This window comes from Bacillus sp. SD127 (assembly GCF_058566445.1).
This window is the reverse complement of sequence record NZ_CP191226.1, coordinates 1,648,749-1,667,890: the sequence shown is the minus strand read 5'-3', so window position 1 is coordinate 1,667,890 and position 19,142 is coordinate 1,648,749. Positions and strand designations below refer to the sequence as shown.

21 protein-coding genes and 1 pseudogene are annotated in these 19,142 nt (G+C 42.2%); 3 read left to right on the top strand and 19 right to left on the bottom strand.

What is annotated here, in order from left to right; translation table 11 throughout:
* Positions 1 to 15: 15 nt before the first annotated feature.
* Entirely contained in the window at positions 16 to 651 is a 636-nt protein-coding gene (locus tag ACQVGS_RS08615; RefSeq protein ID WP_400153485.1) for an MBL fold metallo-hydrolase, read from the bottom strand.
* 156 nt (positions 652 to 807) lie between these two features.
* Here ACQVGS_RS08615 and ACQVGS_RS08610 point away from each other — a divergent pair, with 156 nt between their 5' ends.
* Positions 808 to 981, top strand: coding sequence for a DUF2759 domain-containing protein (locus ACQVGS_RS08610; protein ID WP_010334935.1), 174 nt, complete (start codon positions 808 to 810; stop codon positions 979 to 981).
* Positions 982 to 1,013: 32 nt separating this feature from the next.
* Here the strand turns inward: ACQVGS_RS08610 and ACQVGS_RS08605 are convergent, their stop codons facing one another.
* The 12 genes and pseudogenes from ACQVGS_RS08605 to ACQVGS_RS08550 form a co-directional block, all read right to left on the bottom strand.
* Complete coding sequence (locus ACQVGS_RS08605; protein ID WP_010334936.1) at positions 1,014 to 1,328, bottom strand: MTH1187 family thiamine-binding protein; 315 nt, start codon at positions 1,326 to 1,328, stop codon at positions 1,014 to 1,016.
* A 3-nt stretch (positions 1,329 to 1,331) separates the two neighbouring features.
* Positions 1,332 to 2,390: a YqgU-like beta propeller domain-containing protein gene (locus tag ACQVGS_RS08600; RefSeq protein ID WP_024122053.1), complete on the bottom strand. Its 1,059-nt coding sequence runs from the start codon at positions 2,388 to 2,390 to the stop codon at positions 1,332 to 1,334.
* Positions 2,391 to 2,457: 67 nt separating this feature from the next.
* Positions 2,458 to 3,588, bottom strand: coding sequence for a M14 family metallopeptidase (locus ACQVGS_RS08595; protein WP_491831791.1), 1,131 nt, complete (start codon positions 3,586 to 3,588; stop codon positions 2,458 to 2,460).
* 81 nt (positions 3,589 to 3,669) lie between these two features.
* Entirely contained in the window at positions 3,670 to 5,586 is a 1,917-nt protein-coding gene (locus tag ACQVGS_RS08590) for an LTA synthase family protein (protein ID WP_024122055.1), read from the bottom strand.
* Between the two features lie 117 nt (positions 5,587 to 5,703).
* Positions 5,704 to 6,669 carry a glucose kinase GlcK gene (glcK, locus tag ACQVGS_RS08585; protein ID WP_024122056.1) on the bottom strand — a complete coding sequence of 322 codons (966 nt, stop codon included), beginning with the start codon at positions 6,667 to 6,669 and terminating at the stop codon, positions 5,704 to 5,706.
* 10 nt (positions 6,670 to 6,679) lie between these two features.
* Positions 6,680 to 6,896: pseudogene (locus ACQVGS_RS08580) on the bottom strand (YqgQ family protein).
* A 130-nt stretch (positions 6,897 to 7,026) separates the two neighbouring features.
* Positions 7,027 to 8,547, bottom strand: a complete 1,521-nt coding sequence (gene yqgP, locus ACQVGS_RS08575) for a rhomboid protease YqgP (protein ID WP_400153484.1) — start codon at positions 8,545 to 8,547, stop codon at positions 7,027 to 7,029.
* Positions 8,548 to 8,635: 88 nt separating this feature from the next.
* Positions 8,636 to 8,809 (bottom strand): protein YqgO, encoded by a 174-nt coding sequence (gene yqgO / locus ACQVGS_RS08570; protein ID WP_024122059.1) that lies wholly within the window; start codon positions 8,807 to 8,809, stop codon positions 8,636 to 8,638.
* Positions 8,810 to 8,875: 66 nt separating this feature from the next.
* Positions 8,876 to 9,439 (bottom strand): 5-formyltetrahydrofolate cyclo-ligase, encoded by a 564-nt coding sequence (locus ACQVGS_RS08565; protein WP_106020102.1) that lies wholly within the window; start codon positions 9,437 to 9,439, stop codon positions 8,876 to 8,878.
* An 82-nt stretch (positions 9,440 to 9,521) separates the two neighbouring features.
* A complete protein-coding gene (gene rpmG / locus ACQVGS_RS08560) occupies positions 9,522 to 9,671 on the bottom strand; it encodes a 50S ribosomal protein L33 (RefSeq protein ID WP_003153056.1) in 150 nt (49 codons plus the stop codon).
* Positions 9,672 to 9,755: 84 nt separating this feature from the next.
* Positions 9,756 to 10,841 carry a glycosyltransferase family 4 protein gene (locus ACQVGS_RS08555; protein ID WP_106020103.1) on the bottom strand — a complete coding sequence of 362 codons (1,086 nt, stop codon included), beginning with the start codon at positions 10,839 to 10,841 and terminating at the stop codon, positions 9,756 to 9,758.
* The gene (locus tag ACQVGS_RS08550) at positions 10,838 to 11,308 is read right to left on the bottom strand and encodes a hypothetical protein (RefSeq protein ID WP_223203881.1); all 471 of its coding nucleotides are present in this window, start codon (positions 11,306 to 11,308) and stop codon (positions 10,838 to 10,840) included. Before ACQVGS_RS08550 ends, ACQVGS_RS08555 begins: the two co-directional genes overlap by 4 nt.
* A 179-nt stretch (positions 11,309 to 11,487) precedes the next feature.
* On the opposite strand from ACQVGS_RS08550, the gene ACQVGS_RS08545 reads away from it, so the two are divergent.
* Both ACQVGS_RS08545 and ACQVGS_RS08540 read left to right on the top strand, forming a co-directional pair.
* Positions 11,488 to 11,841, top strand: a complete 354-nt coding sequence (locus ACQVGS_RS08545; RefSeq protein ID WP_010334943.1) for a hypothetical protein — start codon at positions 11,488 to 11,490, stop codon at positions 11,839 to 11,841.
* Positions 11,838 to 12,299 carry an MltG/YceG/YrrL family protein gene (locus ACQVGS_RS08540; RefSeq protein ID WP_106020104.1) on the top strand — a complete coding sequence of 154 codons (462 nt, stop codon included), beginning with the start codon at positions 11,838 to 11,840 and terminating at the stop codon, positions 12,297 to 12,299. Before ACQVGS_RS08545 ends, ACQVGS_RS08540 begins: the two co-directional genes overlap by 4 nt.
* A 30-nt stretch (positions 12,300 to 12,329) precedes the next feature.
* Here ACQVGS_RS08540 and pstB (ACQVGS_RS08535) read toward each other — a convergent pair whose 3' ends face one another.
* The 6 genes from pstB (ACQVGS_RS08535) to pbpA all read right to left on the bottom strand — a co-directional run bounded on the left by pstB (ACQVGS_RS08535) (position 12,330) and on the right by pbpA (position 19,044).
* Positions 12,330 to 13,112 (bottom strand): phosphate ABC transporter ATP-binding protein PstB, encoded by a 783-nt coding sequence (gene pstB, locus ACQVGS_RS08535; RefSeq protein WP_024122064.1) that lies wholly within the window; start codon positions 13,110 to 13,112, stop codon positions 12,330 to 12,332.
* Positions 13,113 to 13,122: 10 nt separating this feature from the next.
* Positions 13,123 to 13,932, bottom strand: coding sequence for a phosphate ABC transporter ATP-binding protein PstB (gene pstB, locus ACQVGS_RS08530; protein WP_127696765.1), 810 nt, complete (start codon positions 13,930 to 13,932; stop codon positions 13,123 to 13,125).
* A 20-nt stretch (positions 13,933 to 13,952) separates the two neighbouring features.
* Complete coding sequence (pstA, locus tag ACQVGS_RS08525) at positions 13,953 to 14,837, bottom strand: phosphate ABC transporter permease PstA (protein ID WP_024122066.1); 885 nt, start codon at positions 14,835 to 14,837, stop codon at positions 13,953 to 13,955.
* Positions 14,837 to 15,766, bottom strand: a complete 930-nt coding sequence (gene pstC, locus ACQVGS_RS08520; protein ID WP_024122067.1) for a phosphate ABC transporter permease subunit PstC — start codon at positions 15,764 to 15,766, stop codon at positions 14,837 to 14,839. The genes pstA and pstC overlap by 1 nt, the downstream gene beginning before the upstream one ends.
* A 68-nt stretch (positions 15,767 to 15,834) precedes the next feature.
* Positions 15,835 to 16,737, bottom strand: coding sequence for a phosphate ABC transporter substrate-binding protein (locus ACQVGS_RS08515; RefSeq protein ID WP_400153483.1), 903 nt, complete (start codon positions 16,735 to 16,737; stop codon positions 15,835 to 15,837).
* Between the two features lie 153 nt (positions 16,738 to 16,890).
* Positions 16,891 to 19,044, bottom strand: a complete 2,154-nt coding sequence (pbpA, locus tag ACQVGS_RS08510) for a penicillin-binding protein 2A (RefSeq protein WP_216394005.1) — start codon at positions 19,042 to 19,044, stop codon at positions 16,891 to 16,893.
* Between the last annotated feature and the right edge of the window lie 98 nt (positions 19,045 to 19,142).

Genomic DNA, 19,142 nt, shown 5'->3' with positions numbered 1-19,142 from the left:
GGTTTGTCTCTTTTTCTATAATGAAAAACCATTTAAAAACGGATTTTGATCCTGCTCAGTCTGCACGTCAGTTTCAGGGCCATGTCCGCTTAACACCAATGTGTGCTCCGGCAGCGTAAGCAATTTTTCATGGATAGACGTCAGCAGCGTTTCTTGGTCGCCTCCATGTAAATCTGTACGGCCTATCCCGCCTTGAAACAGGACATCACCGGAAATCACCAGGTCGGCATCCTTCACGTAATATGAAACGCTTCCCGGGGAATGTCCCGGTGTAAATAGCGTCTCCAGATGGAAAGGCCCAATATTCAGCTCACCGTCCCCTTCAATCAAATGATCTGCCGGCTTAGCTGTCACTTCTACCCCTCTCAGCATTCCTGAGCCGTTTAATGAGGCATCTGTAAGCCAATTCTTTTCATTTTGATGCAGATAGACAGGAATATCCCATCTGTCTCTCACGTCATCCAGCGCCCCAATATGGTCAAAATGGGCGTGTGTCAGTAAAATGGCTAAAGGCGTTAATCCTTTTTCTTTTATGTATTGGTTGATTTTATCTCCTTCGCCGCCCGGATCAAAAATCAGGCATTGATCATCACTGATTAAAAAATATGCATTCGCTTGAATCGGTCCTACAGGCATTCTTCTCCATTTCACTTTTCTCACCTCTTTCCTTTTTATGCTCCTATTATGAGGGTTTTTGAAAAAAGATTCAAACAATCGCTATGAAAACGCTATCGACAAACACACTGAAAACGGGTAGAATAAAAATGGAAAGAATTGCAGGTTTTTCAATGTAAAGGGGGCTGCGTAATGTTACTTGTCGTGATTTTCGGCCTTGTCGCTCTTTTCGCTTTATGGGGAGTCTTGCGTTCTGTGAAAAACAAAAATATACTTGGATTTTTATTAGCCGGAGCCACCTTGTGTGTGTTTGGCTGGTTTACAGTGATGACGGTGATAAACAGCGGTTATCCTACTGCACATTAAAACCTGTATCCAATGGGATACAGGTTTATTTTTTATTGCTGTAAATGTTTATTCACGCTTTCTATTTTACTTTCAAGCGTCGTTTTTTTGTCCCGTCTGTCATCGATGCGAATGTTGGTCGCCACTCTGTGAAGCCCTTTTTGGAACGGCGCTTCGTGAATCGCCTGAATCACAGTAAAAAGGTCGCTGAGTTCGCCTTCAATCAGTGTGTTCATTGGTGTCAGCTGATATTTGATTTTCCCTTCTGCCTTGTAGCCCTCTAAAATTTTCTGCACATCCGCCACGTAGGCGCTCACACTAGGTGTTTCTGTTCCGATTGGGATAATGGTTACATCTGCGATAGCCATTAATTATTCCATCTCCTTTTTATCAATGATGATTGGCTTCATTTCATGTGATATTAATGAAATTATGCGCTCAAAATGAAAACCGTACAACGCATATTTTCCGTTCGGGGATACTTGGATCGGCTCCATTTCAGGCAAAGTAAGAAGATCCTGTACCTCTCCTGATTTCATATCGATCGCAGACAGCTTATATGCGTCTCCGCTTTCTTTAAACGTGTAAAACAGACCGCCATCCTCATCAAAATCATACTCCATCGGAGCCAGACTTGTATATTTGGTTTGGAGCGGCCATTCTGCCGTAACTGCTTCACCATTCAATTGCGGTGATGTAAATTTATACAAGCCGTTCTCTCCGGAATCTGCTTTGACGGTAAAGTTCATATTATGAAAAGAATCAAAGTAAAGGACATCCTCCTCCAGCTTTTTCTCCTCTTCAGAAGCAATATCATACGTATACAAAGGGCCTTCTTTATCGTTTCTTCCCTCTTTTAGATAGTCAAATGTGTCTTTTGAGGTCCAATGGACAAACGGTACCTGTATTCGACTTAAAGCAGACTTGTCTTTTTTGGCATCCACGTGATATGTATTGAAGTCCCAGTTTTCAGTGAATACCGTGACCATCATTTGATACGGATCATACTGATTCCATGCTGCCTCCAGCTCGTACGTTTCGTATTCTTTCTGGTACAGCTTCTCCCCTTTTTGATTCAGCAAAACTACTGCTGTCTGTTGGCTATGCGTGATCTGCAGCAGAATCATCTGTTTCTTGGGATTGATTTGAACATCAACGATTTGACCATCCGTCTGATAGAGCTTTTTCGTTTTGCCATTAAAGATTTGATATGCAAGAAGCTCTGTTTTTGTCGGATCTGAGGCTGTATACAGAATGGTGTTGTTATTGAGCCAGCCTTCCGCTCCGTCCGCTTTTCCTGCTGGCAGCGGAACAATCTCTTTTTCCTCACTTTTTGCCGTCGCTGCCTGTTTTTGCTGCTGATGAGATGGTTCGCATGCCGATAAACAAACTAGCAATGCTGACAGCAGAATCAAACAAACTGATCTCATCAGCCTCCCCCTCCGATCATATTTATTGTCCCATATTTGATACGGTACGAAAAAGAAAAAGTTTCAGTTATTCAGGAAAAAATAACGACCTCCATAAGATCCCGCTTGTCGCCTGAAAAATATGTGAAAACTGCTCAAACGGCAAGGGATTTTGACCTTTTCCAAGCTCCACCGTATAACCTTCCTTAAAATAGTGATGAATAAACCAGTCGCGGAATCCCGCATAGCTGTCAATATCCTTGACTCCTTTATAAATGTTTCCGCTTATCGTCTCAAAATCCTTTATTACTGCAGCCGATTCTTCGGGCTCAAGGCCTTTATATCCCCAATAGATTTCTTCTCCTTGAGTGTGAAGGGCCACCAGCCTGTCAGGCGGATCCGCTGTTATCAGCTGCTGCATCGCAATGGATTCCGGCTCCGTGAGCGGAGAAGTTCCGGGAAAATCTCGGTAGCTGGGCGTTTTTGATTTGCGGTATTTTTCAATTTCCCATAAAGACGGGAATTGTTTATTTAAATCAACTCCGTTAATATTTGCTTTCCATTCATTAAAATTCGGACGATGGCAGTTTAGTCTATCAAGTTCATCTCTCCTGTCTCCCATGCCCGCTGATCCGTGTAAGACAAGATCAACGCCATCCGGATTCACAAGAGGAACAAGAGACAGAGAGGTTCGGCTGAACAGCTCCAAAGGAGTAAAACCAAAGAAATTCGTATTATGACATAAAGAAAGGCAATATTCCTTCAGCCACTTCAGCAGTACAGACGTGGTAATCCACTCATTTGCATGAAACGATGCATTCATGTGAACTTTTTTGGAGGTATGCTCTCCCCCAACTGCCAGCTCCCAGATCGGCCTGCCCAAAACGGAACGTCCGATTTCCCGGCACGAAACAAACGGAAACACATTGATTATTTTTTTAATTTCCTCTTCGGCAGCTAGAAAGTCATAGATTTTTTCTTGCTCCAGCCAGTCATCAGCAGGCTGCAGCTGCAGCGGGTGTAAAAAGCGCTTTACTTCCTGAATGGATTGAAGCTCCTTATCAGTGCTTTCTTCAATCTTATAACCCGGACAGTACAATTGATGTTTCTGTGCTGTTTGATTGGCACTTCTAAGCAATGTCTCATCTACCTGCAGTTCTCTTGCCAATAAAGCCAAATTGTATTTGATCTCAGGTTTTATCGAAATAAACGCCATCATCATCCCCCTTTTTGTTACTATATGACGGCGTTTTTTAAAAAAGAAAGCCTCCCGCATTTTTTGATACGGGAGACTTTGTGATCATGAAGCCTGATCAAGAATTTGTTTTTCTTTTCTTTTTGACGAATTGTCCAGTCTTTCCTGATCATAAAATCGTAACAAATCTCCGTAAATGATTTCATCAGAAAGTGAAAGCTCCTGTTTCGCTTTATCTGCAAATGTTTCACATTGTTTTGCCTCTTTCAAAGGCTTTCCGCTCGCTTTGTCATAACATAGACCGTCAGTATACACGATCTGGTCTGTGATAAAGCTTCCGTCCCGCAGCACTGTAAAGTCCAGTTTGTCGTCAGAAAGCAGATCGTTGCCGAATTGAATGAAGTTCTTTGTATCAATACCTAACAGATTCATCAGCGTCGGCCGGATATCGATTTGTCCGCCTACCTTATCAATCGTTTTCGGCTTCTTGTCTGTAATTCCAGGAATGTGAACGACAAACGGCACTTTTTGGAGCTGCACTTCTTCAAATGGTGTAATTTCTTTCCCTAAAAACTGCCCCATCGCTTCATTATGGTTTTCCGATATCCCGTAATGGTCACCGTATAAAACAATAATGGAGTTATCATATAACCCGTCTTCCTTCAGCTTTTCGATAAATCGTTTCAGCGCCTCATCCTGATAGCGAACAGTTGGGAAATACTTGTTTAACGTTTGGCTGCTTGAATCATATTCCTCAATCAATTTGTCCTCTTCATCAAGGTCAAACGGAAAGTGGTTCGTGAGTGTGATCAGCCTGGAGTAAAACGGCTGAGGCAGGTTTTTCATCAGCTCTGAAGACTGTTCAAAAAATTCTTTATCCTTCAGCCCCCAGCCGACTGAATTATCGTCATTGACATCATACGATTCAATATCAAAAAATGAATCATACCCAAATGAATCGTACATTAAGTCGCGATTCCAAAAGCTTTTATTATTGGCATGGAGCACCGCTGAATAATATCCGTTATTTTTGAGTATCTCCGGCGCGGCCATGTATTGATTGCCCGCATTTGTAAAGAACACAGCGCCTCGTCCAAGCGGATAAAGTGAATTGTCAACGATAAATTCAGAATCAGAGGTTTTCCCCTGCCCGGTTTGGTGGTAAACATTACTAAAGTTATAGCTTTCTTTTATAAAATCATTCAAAAACGGGGTGATTTCTTTTCCGTTCACCTTTTCATTGATCACAAAGCTTTGTGTCGACTCCAGAGATACGAGTATGACGTTTCTGCCTTTTGCGGCGCCAAATAAGTTCTTATTGGCATCTTTCGCATTGGCTGTGACATAGTTTTCAATTTCCGTCAGGCTGTTGCTGTCAGCCAGCGCTCTTTGTGCGGATTGCTTCGACTGAAGTACTCCGTCATAAATATGAAAATTAAACAGGCTGATATTTTTAACGAGCATTTCTCTGTCAAATGAGCGTGTCAATAGCTGCGGCCGTTCTGCCTCAGACAGACCTAAGTTGAAAAAATAAACGGAAGCCACAAACAAAAAATATGCCGCCCGTTCATTTTTCGTGGAGGGGATGTCTGATTGAAAGGCTTTTTGACGCATATAAAGCCATATTAAAATCACGATATCTACAGCCAATAGGAGGTCTGTCGGCTCAAGAAGCGTTCCGATGCTGCTTCCCAGATCGCCCATATTGCTTGTTTGAAAAAGAACCGGAATCGTTAGGAAATCATTGTAAAAACGATAAAAAACCATATTCGCCAGCAAAACAAATGTGACAACACAACTCATGGCAATAATGTAACGATTTCTGTTTCTTCCCTTTAAAAACAGGCTGAAGCCAAAAATAAGCAGCAAAAAGCTCAATGGGTTGATAAACAGAATAAATTCCTGCGTAAGATTGTCAATTTTAATATGAAAACTGGTTTTGTAAACAACATACGTTTTCAGCCACATCATTAAAATGGCAATCAGCATAAATGAAATCATCGAAAAAAACGTTTTTCGCATTTCAACCTCCTATGCAAGCACGCTCAAATAAATCAGTCTATTCACAACATTCTCATTAACACATCAAATTAAATCTTAACCTGAACATAACAAAAAATCAATTTCATTTTCACAAATTTAACAATTTTGGTGTTTCAGCCATTCATTCTTAGCAATCCAAGCCCCTCCGATAACGCCCGCATCATTTCCAAGCGCCGCAATAGATATATCAGCCGCTTCCGCAGCGCGCGGAAAGGCACATATACGGAATGTTTTCTCGACTTTGGATCTCAGCAATTCTCCGGCTCTTGAAACGCCGCCGCCGAGAACAATTTTTGACGGATTAAGCGAGCTGGCCAGATTGCCAAGCACCAGGCCGAGATGCTTAGCTACATAATCGACAATTTCAAGAGCTAATTCATCATTTTCATTTGCTGCTTCAAATACATCTCGTGCCGTTAAATGATCAGATGCTTTTAATTGAGTCGGCTTTTTAGCTTTTGCAATTTTCTCTTTTGCAATTCTAACAATGCCAGTTGCTGACGCGATGGTTTCAATACAGCCTGTTTTACCGCAGTTGCACGGCGCCCCGCCTTCAGGGATGCTGCAAATATGGCCGATTTCTCCGCCAGCGCCATTTATCCCGTGCACAATCTCCCCATTCACAATAATACCGCCGCCAACTCCTGTGCCTAGAGTAACGAGAATGACGTCTTTTGCGCCATCACCCGCACCCTTCCACATTTCTCCGAGCGCGGCAATATTCGCATCATTTTCTATAACCGCAGGGATGCCTGTTTCCGTTTCCAGATGATTTTTTAAAGCATAGTTTTTCCAGCCCAGATTTACCGTTTCATAAACGACCCCAGTTGCCATATCTACTGGCCCCGGTGCGCCCATTCCTATATATTTGACGATGTGCTTCGGTTTATGAAGCTCATCCAGCTTGCTGTCAATCGCTTTTGCTATTGTCACGGTAATGGTGTCACCGGACTTATCGGTCGGCACTTCCCATTTATGCTGAATCTCTCCATATTGATTAATAAATGCGAGTTTTATCGTCGTTCCTCCAAGATCGATTCCCGCAAACCATATCTCGTCCATTTTTATCACCTTAACCTTTACGTAAATCTCTTCCGTTTTTTTGTTTGTTCCAGCTCTTTATGAAGGACAGCTGCCGCTTTAGCCCACTGCTCCTTCTCAATCATATGATTTATATATAGTTCCTTTAATTCATCAAGCATAAACTCAATTTCAAGCTCTCTGTCACCAAAGTAAACAATGTGTCCAAATGTTTTTAACAGCTGCTGTACATCATAAAATGTATTCATATTCCTCACCATTCTTGATCTTAACTATAAATAGCGTAGTCATAAAGAACCGGCCAGTCAAGAAGAAAACGCTGACAAAAATACCCGGGATTCATTCCTTGGCAAATTCAACGTTTTCTCATCCAGTCATTTATTCTTTATTATTTTCAATTTGCTGCTGCAGTTCTATGTAACGCTTCTCCTTCGGCTTCAGCTTTACAGCGGTCCTGATTGCCTGATCAGCTTGACCAAGTTCATTTTTTTCCGCATACAGCAATGCCAAATTGTAATAGGACGCATGGTCTTTAGGCTCTTTTTGCACTGCTCTTTCCAAAAGAGAAATCGCCTGTTCATATTCGCCCATTTGAATATCAGAAACTGCCAGGACTTTCAGAAGATCAGCTGAAGCGTCTTTCTGCTCTGCTTCACCGTTCAGCAATTCGGTTACTTCCTTATATTTCCCTTCCTGGTAAAGCTCATTTGCCTGCCGGATCAGCGCTGTCTCCTGATGGGACGGTGAATGCAATCCGTAAGAGAGAAACCCGCCGGCCAGGGCAGCCAGCAGAATCGCTGACACCAGTTTTTTGCCCCAGTCTTTTGCTTTTGGCAAACCCAGTGCTGCCGCAGCAAGAAAACCGCCGGCCAAGCCGCCAATATGCCCCGAATTATCAATATTTGAGACCGCAAAGCCAAAACCCAGGTTTATCAGGATAATAACAATAATATTTGTGCCTATCGTTTTTAGAAACATTTTTCGGTTTGACACAGCTACATACAGCAATGCGCCTAAGCATCCGAATATGGCGCCTGAAGCACCGGCTGAAGGATACGGACTGAACACGAAGCTGGCGATCGATCCCGTGATACCCGCCGCCAAATAAATCAGCAAAAATCTGCCTGATCCATACATGCGCTCAACAGCGGTTCCAACCGACCATAAAGCCAGCGTGTTAAAGGCTAAATGCGCAAGGCCGATGTGAAGCACAATCGGCGTCAGCAGGCGCCACCATTCTCCGGCTGCAATCAGGCCGTTTTCCTTAGCACCGAAAGCAACAAGCGTCTCCGTATTGGTGCTGCCTCCGTTTATTTCGAGCAGGAAAAACATCACGAGCTGCAACGCGATGAACAAATATGTAAAGATCGGTTTTCCGTTCTGGAAAAACGCCGCTTCTTTTTTTCGCTGTTCCTCTTGTTTCTGCACTAGTGAAAAAAAGCGTTCTTTCGCCATTTGCGCGTGTTCCAATGAGTCTCGGTCTTCCGTCCATTCAACAGCATCAAGTGAGGGAAAAACTGCCTGCAGATCTTCATGAAGCGAAGTGCCAGTCACAAGTGCCGTTTCAACGGATACCTGTCCTTTTTCAAAAGGCTTTTCAGCGATTTCCTCCCAGTCATCGACAGGGGCTTCCGCTGTAATCAGCACATTCAGCAGCTTCAAATGCCGCTTGCCGATAGACTTCCTGACATGCTCTACTCGCTCCGCCTGCACTTCTATGTCCCTTGCAATTTCTTGGCGAAAATCAATATTCTGTTTAAAGAGGCGAATCAGATCATGAGAGGATTTGTCCGGTGCTTCCAGCCATATTTCATCAGATTCACCGGATTGTATGACGCCATACCCTCTTCTTACTAAATGCGCCGCGATCTTCCAATATGTATACTCCAACAAATACATGTTTACCGCTCCAATGGTTTTTTTTCATTATAACAGCTGGTGCTCTTGACGCCTACTAAAAGCAAAAAATCCCGTGAAAACGGGATTTTTAAAAAGCTTGCTGTATAAACTTATTGCGGATAAACGGAATTCTTAAAAAAAGATGAATAAAGGACCGTCTGATTCCCGGCTGGCTGAGCACGGTATTCATGAGACGGTAACGGTTTTGGTAAAACATCACGGCAGAAACAGCACAAATGGCATAGATCATAAATTTTTTCATTATATCCCTCCTGCCATTAGGGTTTGTTATTCTTTCTTATTTATTCTTGACGGAGGGACGAGAAAGCTATGAAAAGCAAGAAATGATTCGATCCTCAGTAACCAGCATTTGAACCGGGATATCATGTGACAGATGCGGCACGTGATCATACAGCTGGCATTCTAAAAGCAAAGAAACTGTGTTCCCTTTATAATCACTTAAATAACGATCATAATAACCGCCGCCAAAGCCAATCCTATAGCCGTTGGCATCGAAACATACGCCAGGCACGATCATCAAATCAATCTGTGATTGGATCACTTCATTCGTTTTCTCAATCATTGGCTCCTGAAGTCCGGCGTAAACCGTTTCAAGCTGATCATCCGCTTGGAAAGTGCGGAACTGCATTCTTTTCGTGTCGGAATCACACTTTGGAATACAAACTTCTTTCCCTTCGCCCCAGGCTTTTTCGATGATCGGCCGTGTCGGTACCTCCAGCCCTCTTGAAATGGTGACGGCTATGGTGCTGGCATTTTGCCATTCTTGGAGAAAAAATAAATGCTCGTTGATACGCGCAGTTTTCTTAGACAGTTCTTCATTCGATATCGCTGATAACGTTTCTATTGTTTTTTTTCTTAATTGTGATTTCATTTCCATCCCCCTCGGAATAGAAAAAAGCCAGAACCTTTTTCAAAGCTCTGGCTTTTTTCTTACACCTCAAACAGCTATGCTGTTATTTTGTTTCACGGTGTAACGTAGATTTTTTATCACGTGGGCAATATTTTTTAAATTCAACGCGGTCTGGATTGTTGCGTTTGTTCTTTTTAGAAATATAGTTACGCTCACCACATTCTGTGCAAGCCAAAGTAATATTAACGCGCATTGTTTTCCCTCCAAACTAAATATCATTTACTTATTCAGACTTATATATAATACCACTATAATGCACGGAATGCTAGGATGTTTTTCAATGAAATGATGAATTATTGGATAGACGCTGATAAAGCTGCAAATATGATGCTTGGATGATCCGTGGATGATGCAGTTTCATCACCTGTTCTCTGCCCGCTTCTTTTATCCGGCGGGCCTTTTCTTCATCTATTAATATGTTGTGAAGCCTATCGGCCGCTTCCCGTTCTTGCGAAAAATCAGCAGCAATTGCAGTTTTGTCATGAACGGCAAAGTCACAAAAACCGCCCGACTGTGAAACAGCTGTCAGCACGCCTTGTTCCATGCTTTCTTGTGCAGCGAGCCCAAAGGGTTCATAAAAGCTTGGGAAAACAGCCATTTCACATTGAGACAGTAACGTCACGATCTCTCTTCTATTTAAAAAAGGATAAAACATTACACTTTCCTTTATGCTCAATTGCTCAGCCAGTTTCTTATAGGCAGCCAGAAACGGGCCTTGTCCAGCTAGCACCAACTGAAGGTCAGGCCGGCATTTGTTCAGAATAGAAAATACCTTCAACAGCTGTGAAAACCCTTTTTCCGGAACAAACCTTCCAAACGAAAACAAGTATCTTTTATGAATGATCCTTTCAGCTAGGCCACTTTTTGCCTGCAGAGACAGAGGGCTTGGGATGACGGTTATTTTTTCACGAAACGGATACGCCTTATTCATCGATCTCTTCATAAAACTGCTTAACACAATCAGTTCGTCGGAAATTTCAAGGAGGAGCCTCTCCGTCAGCAGCCTGTACGGATGAGGCGTTTCTTTGCATGCACGCTTCCTTCTGCTTTCAAGCCCGTGGATCGTTGCAGCAAGCGGAATGCCAAGCTGCTTTTTCAAATAATGAGCGGCAGGAGCCGTCATGTCATCATGGGCATGAATCAGATCAAAGCGTTCATTGCATGACAACACTTGTTGAACCATTCTGACATTGACATCAGCTATAAAGTCTTCAACATTCGCATTGGAACATAGCTTACCGCTTGGAACGCATACCGTTATTTTGATATGCGGATTTAAATAAGAAATAAGACGGCTCAAATGAACGCCAAGCCCGCTTTTCGGTTTATTAGGATGCTCGAATGAAAGCATAAGGATGTTCATTTCCCTTTTCCCTCAGTGCGATAGCAGGTATAAGCAGAAAATTGCTCCTCCCACCTGGTATGTATTTCTGCATTGCGGAAACTGTTTATGTCGCTGACACCGTTTTCTGCAAGAAAGATGTCCTCTGTTTCAGCTAGTTTGAGAGAAACATTCATTGAATTCAGTATTCTGCATTCTGCGCGATATAAAGCATGACCAGGCACCTGAACAATGATCCATTTCCCTTTGCCCCGTTTTATGCGTTTCGTCCTGACAGCTTCTATACCGTTTCTTTTCACGAAAATACGGATTTCTTTTATCATGTCCGGCGCTTTTTCGAAAAGCACGGTTTCCGCCAGTTTCATCGTCTCAACTGAAAGATTCCATCGGACTGTCAATGTGTGAGAGTTTTGGATGTTCATGTCGAATATGTCCCTAAAAAAAGGAATCCCGCTTCGAATGTTATGGGGAAATGAGTGTTTGTCCATAGGCTTCTCACATTCTCCTTTCCTTCCATTGGCTCGGTGATCCTATTAAACCATTACCCATAAAGGAAGAAAAGAAAGATTTCTCGACAAAAACTCGTTTTTTTCGCGAATTCCTTTAGAATCCACTTGTTTTATGGTATAAAAAAGAAGGATAAAAAAAGAATAGAAGGTGATGAAACGTGGAAATTGCTATTATTGCGTTGTTTATCGTCAGTATAGCGCTAATTGCATTCTCATATTCTCAACGAGATCCGATGAAAGATGTCGAGCAGGAGCTTGAAACATTGCAGCTTTCTGCTATGCAGGAAATTTATAAGCTCAAAAAGAAAATGACAGTGCTTGAGGAAGAATTACTTGAAACAAACCTTGTGATCCGCAAAGCAAAGAACAGCGGCATCAATCAAAAGATCGCCAAACAAATACTTTCTAAATATAATAACGGCATGTCAGCTGAAGCAATTGCTAAAGCTGAGCATGTATCAGTAGAAGACGTGAATACGATTATAAAAGATAATGAGAAGGTGCTCGTATGACAAAACGAGGCATTCAGGCATTTGCCGGCGGTATCATATTAGCGACAGCCGTTCTCGCAAGTGTTTTTTATCTGACAGATGAAGATCAAGCCGCTGCTGTAAAAGAACAAAAAACAGTAACCGAGCAGGACGTGAACAATTATCTCGATTCTAAAAAAATGGTTTCTGTTAACCGTGATGAATATCAAAAGCTTCTCGACTCAAAAGAGAAATCTCTGAGCGATGACAGCAGCTCAGACTCGAAAAACAAAGTAAAAACGTACAAGCTCATCATTAAAGACGGCATGAGCACCGCAGATGTATCAGCTATTCTTGAAAAAGAAGGCATTATTTCTTCAGCTAAGGACTTTAATGACTACGTGATCGACGCTGGGTATCACAAGGAGATTCGTGCCGGAGAATTTAAAGTTAAATCAGATATGACCTTCAAAAAGATCGTTAAAACATTAACACGATAAAAAAACAGGCTATGTAACAGCCTGTTTTTTTTATCCGAATTTCCCTGTAATATAATCGAGTGTTCTTTGATCTCTCGGCTGAGAGAACATTTTATTTGTATTGTCGCATTCAACAAGCTCACCCATGTAGAAAAATGCAGTTTGATCAGAAACCCTCGCTGCCTGCTGCATGTTGTGCGTCACGATAACGATGGTGTATTTATTTTTCAGCTGAAGAATGAGCTCTTCAATTTTTCTCGTCGAAATTGGATCTAGCGCAGATGTCGGCTCATCCATCAGCAAAATATCAGGATTTGTCGCAAGAGCTCTGGCGATACAGAGACGCTGCTGCTGGCCGCCTGATAATGAGAGTGCAGATGAATGCAAACGATCCTTCACCTCATCCCACAGCGCCACGTCTTTTAATGACTTTTCTACAATGTCTTGCAGCTTCTTTTTATTTTTGATGCCGTGAACTCTCGGTCCGTAAGCAACATTATCAAAAATTGATTGCGGAAACGGGTTTCCTTTCTGAAATACCATGCCGATATTTTTGCGTAGATCTACGATATCGACTTTATCCTTTAAAATGTTGCTGCCATTATAGTTCAGCTCACCCGCAAGCTTTACATTCGGCGTCATCTGAATCATTAAATTCAATGTTTTAATAAATGTCGATTTGCCGCATCCTGACGGCCCGATAATCGCCGTGACTTCGTTTTGATTAATGCTCAAATTGATATTTTTCAAGGCATGGTTTTCCCCATACCATAAATTCATTCCGTTGACTTGATATACTTCCTGTTTCTTTACAGCTTCGGTAGCAATACTCATTGCCAGCCTCCTATCCGAATTTCCCGTTAATGTAATCCTCTGTTTTTTGCTGCTTCGGACTTGTGAAAATTTGTTCGGTTTGTCCGTATTCAACGATCTCGCCGTTTAAAAAGAAAGCCGTCCGGTCAGACACCCGCAAAGCCTGCTGCATATTGTGAGTGACAATAATAATTGAGTATTCGCTTTTCAATTCCGTAATCAATTCTTCTATTTTCGCATTCGAAATCGGATCTAGCGCTGAAGCAGGTTCATCAAGAAGAAGAACGGCCGGCTTCATCGCGAGCGTTCTGGCAATACATAAACGCTGCTGCTGACCGCCTGATAACGAAAGTGCAGATGAATGCAAACGGTCCTTTACTTCATCCCAGAGCGCCGCTTTTGTTAAGCTTTCTTCCACGATGTCATCGAGCACTGATTTGTTCCGCTCTCCGGCATATTTTAATGCATGCGTGATATTATGGTAGATCGATTTTGGAAATGGATTCGGCTTTTGGAAGACCATGCCGATTTCTCTTCTTAAGCTGACAACGTTAATATTGCTTCCCAGTATATTTAATCCTTCATACAAAATTTCACCTTCGCTTCTTGCAGAAGGAATTAAGTCATTCATGCGGTTAATATTTCTAAGAAAAGTAGATTTGCCGCATCCTGACGGCCCGATCAAAGCAGTCACCGCATTTTTTTCAATCTCCATATTCACGTGACGAACGGCCTGTTTGTTTCCGTAGAAAATAGACAGATCCTTCACCTCGAGCACATTTTGCTGCTGAGGAAGCATAACCGCACTCTCAGGCTTTTCTTTTACCATTTGTTCAGACATTGTTTTCGCCTCTTTCCGGTCTAATTTGCCGTAAGCTTTTTATAGATTATTGTTCCAAGCCATCTCGCCGCGAGATTGAAGACTAGGACTGAAATCACCAGCACTGCAGAACCGCCGTTGGCAATCGCTTCAGCATCCGGAATCATCCCTTGCGTATTTACGTTCCAAATGTGGACCGCAAGTGTTTCAGCGGGTCTGAAAATATTAAGCGGCGATGTTTCAGAAAACGGATTCCACTCTGCAAAATTGAGGCGCGGCGTTGTAAGCCCTGCTGTAAATAATAAAGCCGCCGCTTCCCCGAACACCCTTCCTGACGCTAAAATGGCACCTGTAATGATGGAAGGGATCGCACTTGGTATTAAAACAGTTTTTACGGTATGCCATCGAGAAACACCTAAAGCGAGCGATGCTTCCTTCAAATCTTTAGGGACTGAACGGACCGCGTCTTCTGTCACACGCACCATAACAGGAAGATTAAAGACCGTTAATGCCAGCGCCCCGCCTATGATCGTATATCCCCAGCCTGTCAGGTTAACAAACATCAGTAAGCCGAACATTCCAATGACAATTGATGGAAGAGATGAAAGGACCTCAATACACGTTCTGATAAAATCTGTCACTTTGTTGTTAGGCGCGTATTCCGCCATGAACACTCCGCCGCCCACTCCGAGCGGGATGGTAATCAGCATCGTGATAAACAGAATATAAAAGGAGTTAAACAGCTGGTCTCGTATCCCGCCTCCTGCGGCAATGGCGCTTGATTTTGTCGTAATAAAATCAAAGCTGAGCTGAGAAACACCGTTAATAATAATATAGGAAAACAGACCGACTAGAATCGCGGCGATAATGGCTGCGCATAAACCGAACATTCCAGTCGCCAGTTTATCTGTTAATTTGCGGTTCATTACACTTTCCTCCTAGATGACAAGTAGCGAATAAGCAGGATGAATAAGAATGACATCACCAGCAGAACAAGTCCCATTGACCACAGTGTATTATTTTCAACGCTTCCGTATGTGGTATGGCCCATATTCAGCGTAATAATGGTTGTCAATGTTCCTGCGGTGTCAAACAGACTTTCAGGCAATACTCTTGTATTTCCAATGACCATTTGGACAGCCAGAGCCTCACCAAACGCACGCGCCATACCTAGGACAACGGCAGTCATTAATGTCGGAAAAGCTGCAGGGATGAGCACTTTTCTAATGGTCTGCCATCTTGTCGCACCGAGAGCGTAAGAACCTTCTCTTAAGCTTTTCGGAAGTGATGCCATCGCATCGGCTGAGATAGATGTGATCGTCGGCAGAATCATAATGGAAAGCACAATCGTTCCCGCCAATAAACTGTGTCCTGTTCCGCTCGTTTTGAACTGAGCAATAAAAGGCACCAATACTGTAAGACCTATGAATCCATAAACAACAGATGGGATGCCGACCAATAATTCGATCACCGGCTGCAGCACTTTCTTCCCCCAATTCGGCGCAATTTCTGTCATAAAGATCGCACCTGCTATGCCGAGCGGCGCAGCAATGAGAGCGGAGAGAATCGTTACTGCAAATGAGCCAAAGATAAAAGGCAGCACTCCGTATTTCGGATCAGAATCTGTAGGGTTCCAATTCAGACTCGTTAAGAATTCAATTGGGCTTACACCATTTACAAGAAAAGATTGCAGCCCCTTAATGCCGAGGAAAATAGTGATCGCCACAGATGCCGCTATCATTATAAGCGCGCAGGCTGTCACGATCATTCTTCCCCGAACTTCATCCAATTGCCTATTTTGCCTTGAGCTGATTAAACGTTCGCTCACAGACATATTTTCTCTATTGTTTATCATTGTTTTACACTCCTATGAATGTGTTAAGAGGAGAAACGGAAGTCTCCGCACTCCTCTTTTTATTTAGATCAGCTTTGCTTCCCTTTGGCATCGCGAGTCACTTTCATATCAGTCACCGGAATGTACCCTTGGTCAGTTACAATGCTTTTTTGAATGTCTTCACTCTTTAGATAATCAAGAAATTCTTTCGCTAGATCTTTCGCTTCGCCTTTTGTATAAGAATGCTGATAAGCCCAGATTGGATATTCTCCAGTTGTAACGTTTTTCGCTTCGGGCTTCACACCGTCAATAGATAAAGCTGTTACTTTGTCATCTGTTAAATATGAGAATGCAAGATATCCAATCGCTCCCGGAGTATCAGCAATGATTTTTTTCACAGTGTTGGAAGAATCCTCAGTAATGCCTTCTGCCGGTTCTTCTCCGTCAAGCGCGTATTTTACAAATGTAGCACGTGTACCTGAAGAATCAGGACGGTTTACAAGCGTAATTTTTTGGTCCTTTCCGCCAAGCTCTTTCCAGTTTTTGATTTTGCCAGTGAAGATTTTTTTCAATTCATCTTTTGAGATATCTTTTACACCTGTATCAGGGTTTACAGCCGCTGCCATACCGACTACTGCAACTTGATGATCTACAAGCGCTTTTGCGTCGATACCTTCTTTTTCTTCAGCGAAAACATCTGAATTTCCGATTTGAACAGCCCCTTCAGATACTTGAGAAAGCCCTGTTCCAGACCCCCCTGCTTGTACCTGTATATCAGCATCAGGGTTTTCTTCCATAAATTTTTCTGCAGCTGCAAGTACTAATGGCTGCATGGCCGATGAACCAGAAATGGTTAAAGAACCTGATGCCTTTTCTTCTCCTTTTGCAGAGCCGCTATTTGTTTTTTCACTTTCTCCTGCGTTTCCGCATGCAGCTGCAACCATCATAAAAGCAGCCATCAGAAGCATAAGCACCAATTTGTTTTTTTTCATTTCCTGAATTCCCCCTGCGTATAATGTGTAATTTGTCCTACACGTATAGAGTAAAGGTTCTATGTAAAATAGGTTTAAATCGAATGTTAAGGTTTTGTAAATCCGTGCATTTTTTTGTATAAAAAAACGCCCACATGATGTGGACGTTTCTGTTTAGTTAGCAGAAGACGAGGTGTTTTCTGCTTTTTCTTCGATTTTGTCTTTATTCTTTTGCTGAGTATCTTCTTTGTCCTGCTTCGATTTCAGCTCAAAATATTTATCCAATACTTCTCTGCCGATTTCGTTCGTAATTGAATATCTGTCATTATAATCAATGTAGGTCCAAGGAACCACCACAGAAATGGCGATCTCAGGATTATCAGCAGGTGCATAAGCGACAAGTGTCGTATTGTAAGTTGCTGTTCCTGTTTTTGATTTATCTGGTCCATCATAGAAAGACTGCGCTGTTCCTGTTTTAGCAGCCGGTTTATATGATGCTGAAGCAAGTTGACCTGCGGCTGTCCCTTTAGTAGCGACCCGTCTAAAGCCAGCCTGAACCTCTTTAATATAGCTACTCTTCATATCGACTTTATTCAATACTTCAGGCTGAACAGATTCAACGACAGCTCCGATTCCTTTTTTCGCATCTGATTTTCTGACTTCTTTTACAAGCTGAGGCTTCATGCGATAGCCGCCATTTGCTATGGTAGAGACATATTGAGCCAATTCAAGCGGTGTATAAGTATCATACTGCCCAATCGCGTAGTCAAGCAAGAAACCTGATAATCTGTTTGTACCTTTATATCCCGTCATTTCATTTGGTAGATCAATTCCTGTTTTTACCCCTAAACCAAATTGGCTGAAATAATTTCTGAACGTATCAAACGCAGAAGTATCCAGAGGCAAGGCTTGGTGAGGTTTATATTCACCTTTACCAACTGCTATCGCTGTCTTAAACATAAACACGTTAGAAGACTTCTCCAAAGCAGTTTGAATACCAACCGGACCTAAGTTTTGCCAAGATTTTTTTCCTCTTTTATCTTGACGACCGATATATAATGGTTCGTCCTTAAATATCGTATTCAAATTAATGGCTCCAGTTTGAAGACCGGTCAAAACAGTTGCACCTTTAACAGCTGATCCCATAGCGTAGGATGAAGTCATATTTCCTAATGCATAATCGTCAAACTTATAGGCACCATTTTCCCGTTTAATCTGCTTCCCTGCCATTGTCAGTACTTCACCATTTCTAGGATCCATCATGACAACGAAGGCACGGTCTAACAATTCAGTACTTGGTCTTGCTTTAGCAGCTTTAAGTTTTTTTTCAATAATTTTTTCGACTGATTTTTGCAGATCAATATCAATTGTCAGCACAAGGTCTTTACCGGCTTTTCCTTCCGACACCGTTTTTGTCCCAGTTACATTGCCTTTAGAGTCTGTAATATTTTGCACCTTCGCTTTTTGCCCCTGCAAAAGACTTTCATATTGATATTCTAAGTAGCTTTTTCCGACCCTGTCATTTCGGCTGTAGCCAAGCGACAGATAATGGTCGAGCAAGTTGGATGGCAATCCTTCATCAGAGCTTGATACACTTCCAAGCACTGAGCGGAGAAGATTTTTATACGGATATTCACGTTCCCAGTCTGATGTGACATCAACACCCGGCAGCTCATCTAAATGTTCACTTACAACTGCCATTTCTTTCGCTGATACATCTTCATTTTTGATGTATTGCGGCGTTAACGCATATCCGGAGTCCATCTGTCTTTTAATGGCGAGAATCTGCATGTCTTTATCATTCAATTCATTCAGCTGCTTATCGGTAATCCGTTTCAGCTGGAGCTGGTATAAATCATCATCTGATAATTTTTTATTTTCTACCTGCTGTCTTTCCTTAGAAGTAATCAGCTTTTTCGCTTCTTTTGGTCTAGTCAAAATCCAATAATCTTTTTTATCCCGTTCTGTTACTTTTTTTGTGTCGACTTTAATCATATCCGCCAGCTTTTTTGCGATTTTCAAACGCTGTTCTTGCGTTGTAGATTTAGATCTGGTGTATGTAATCGCATTTAAAGCCTTATTTGTTACAATGGCATTAAAATTCCGATCATAAATTTTCCCGCGCGGCACCGCCGAGCTGACTTCACTTTGTTCCTGCTGATTGGCTTGATTTTTGTAATCATCGCCTTGAACGATCTGCTTAATGCCAAGCTCCACAATAATCCAGGTGAATATGACAAAAGCGGCCAAAAATAAAATATTCAGCCGGATCGGAAGCGACTTCTTTTTCTCTTTATGATTTTGCTTTTTTTGTTTATTTCTCCTCATAACATCACCTTTTTCTATTTACAGAAAGAAAAGACACTCAAGTAAGAGTGCCATTTTTCATTTTAAAGGTTTTTTCGACTTTTTTCTACAGATAACCC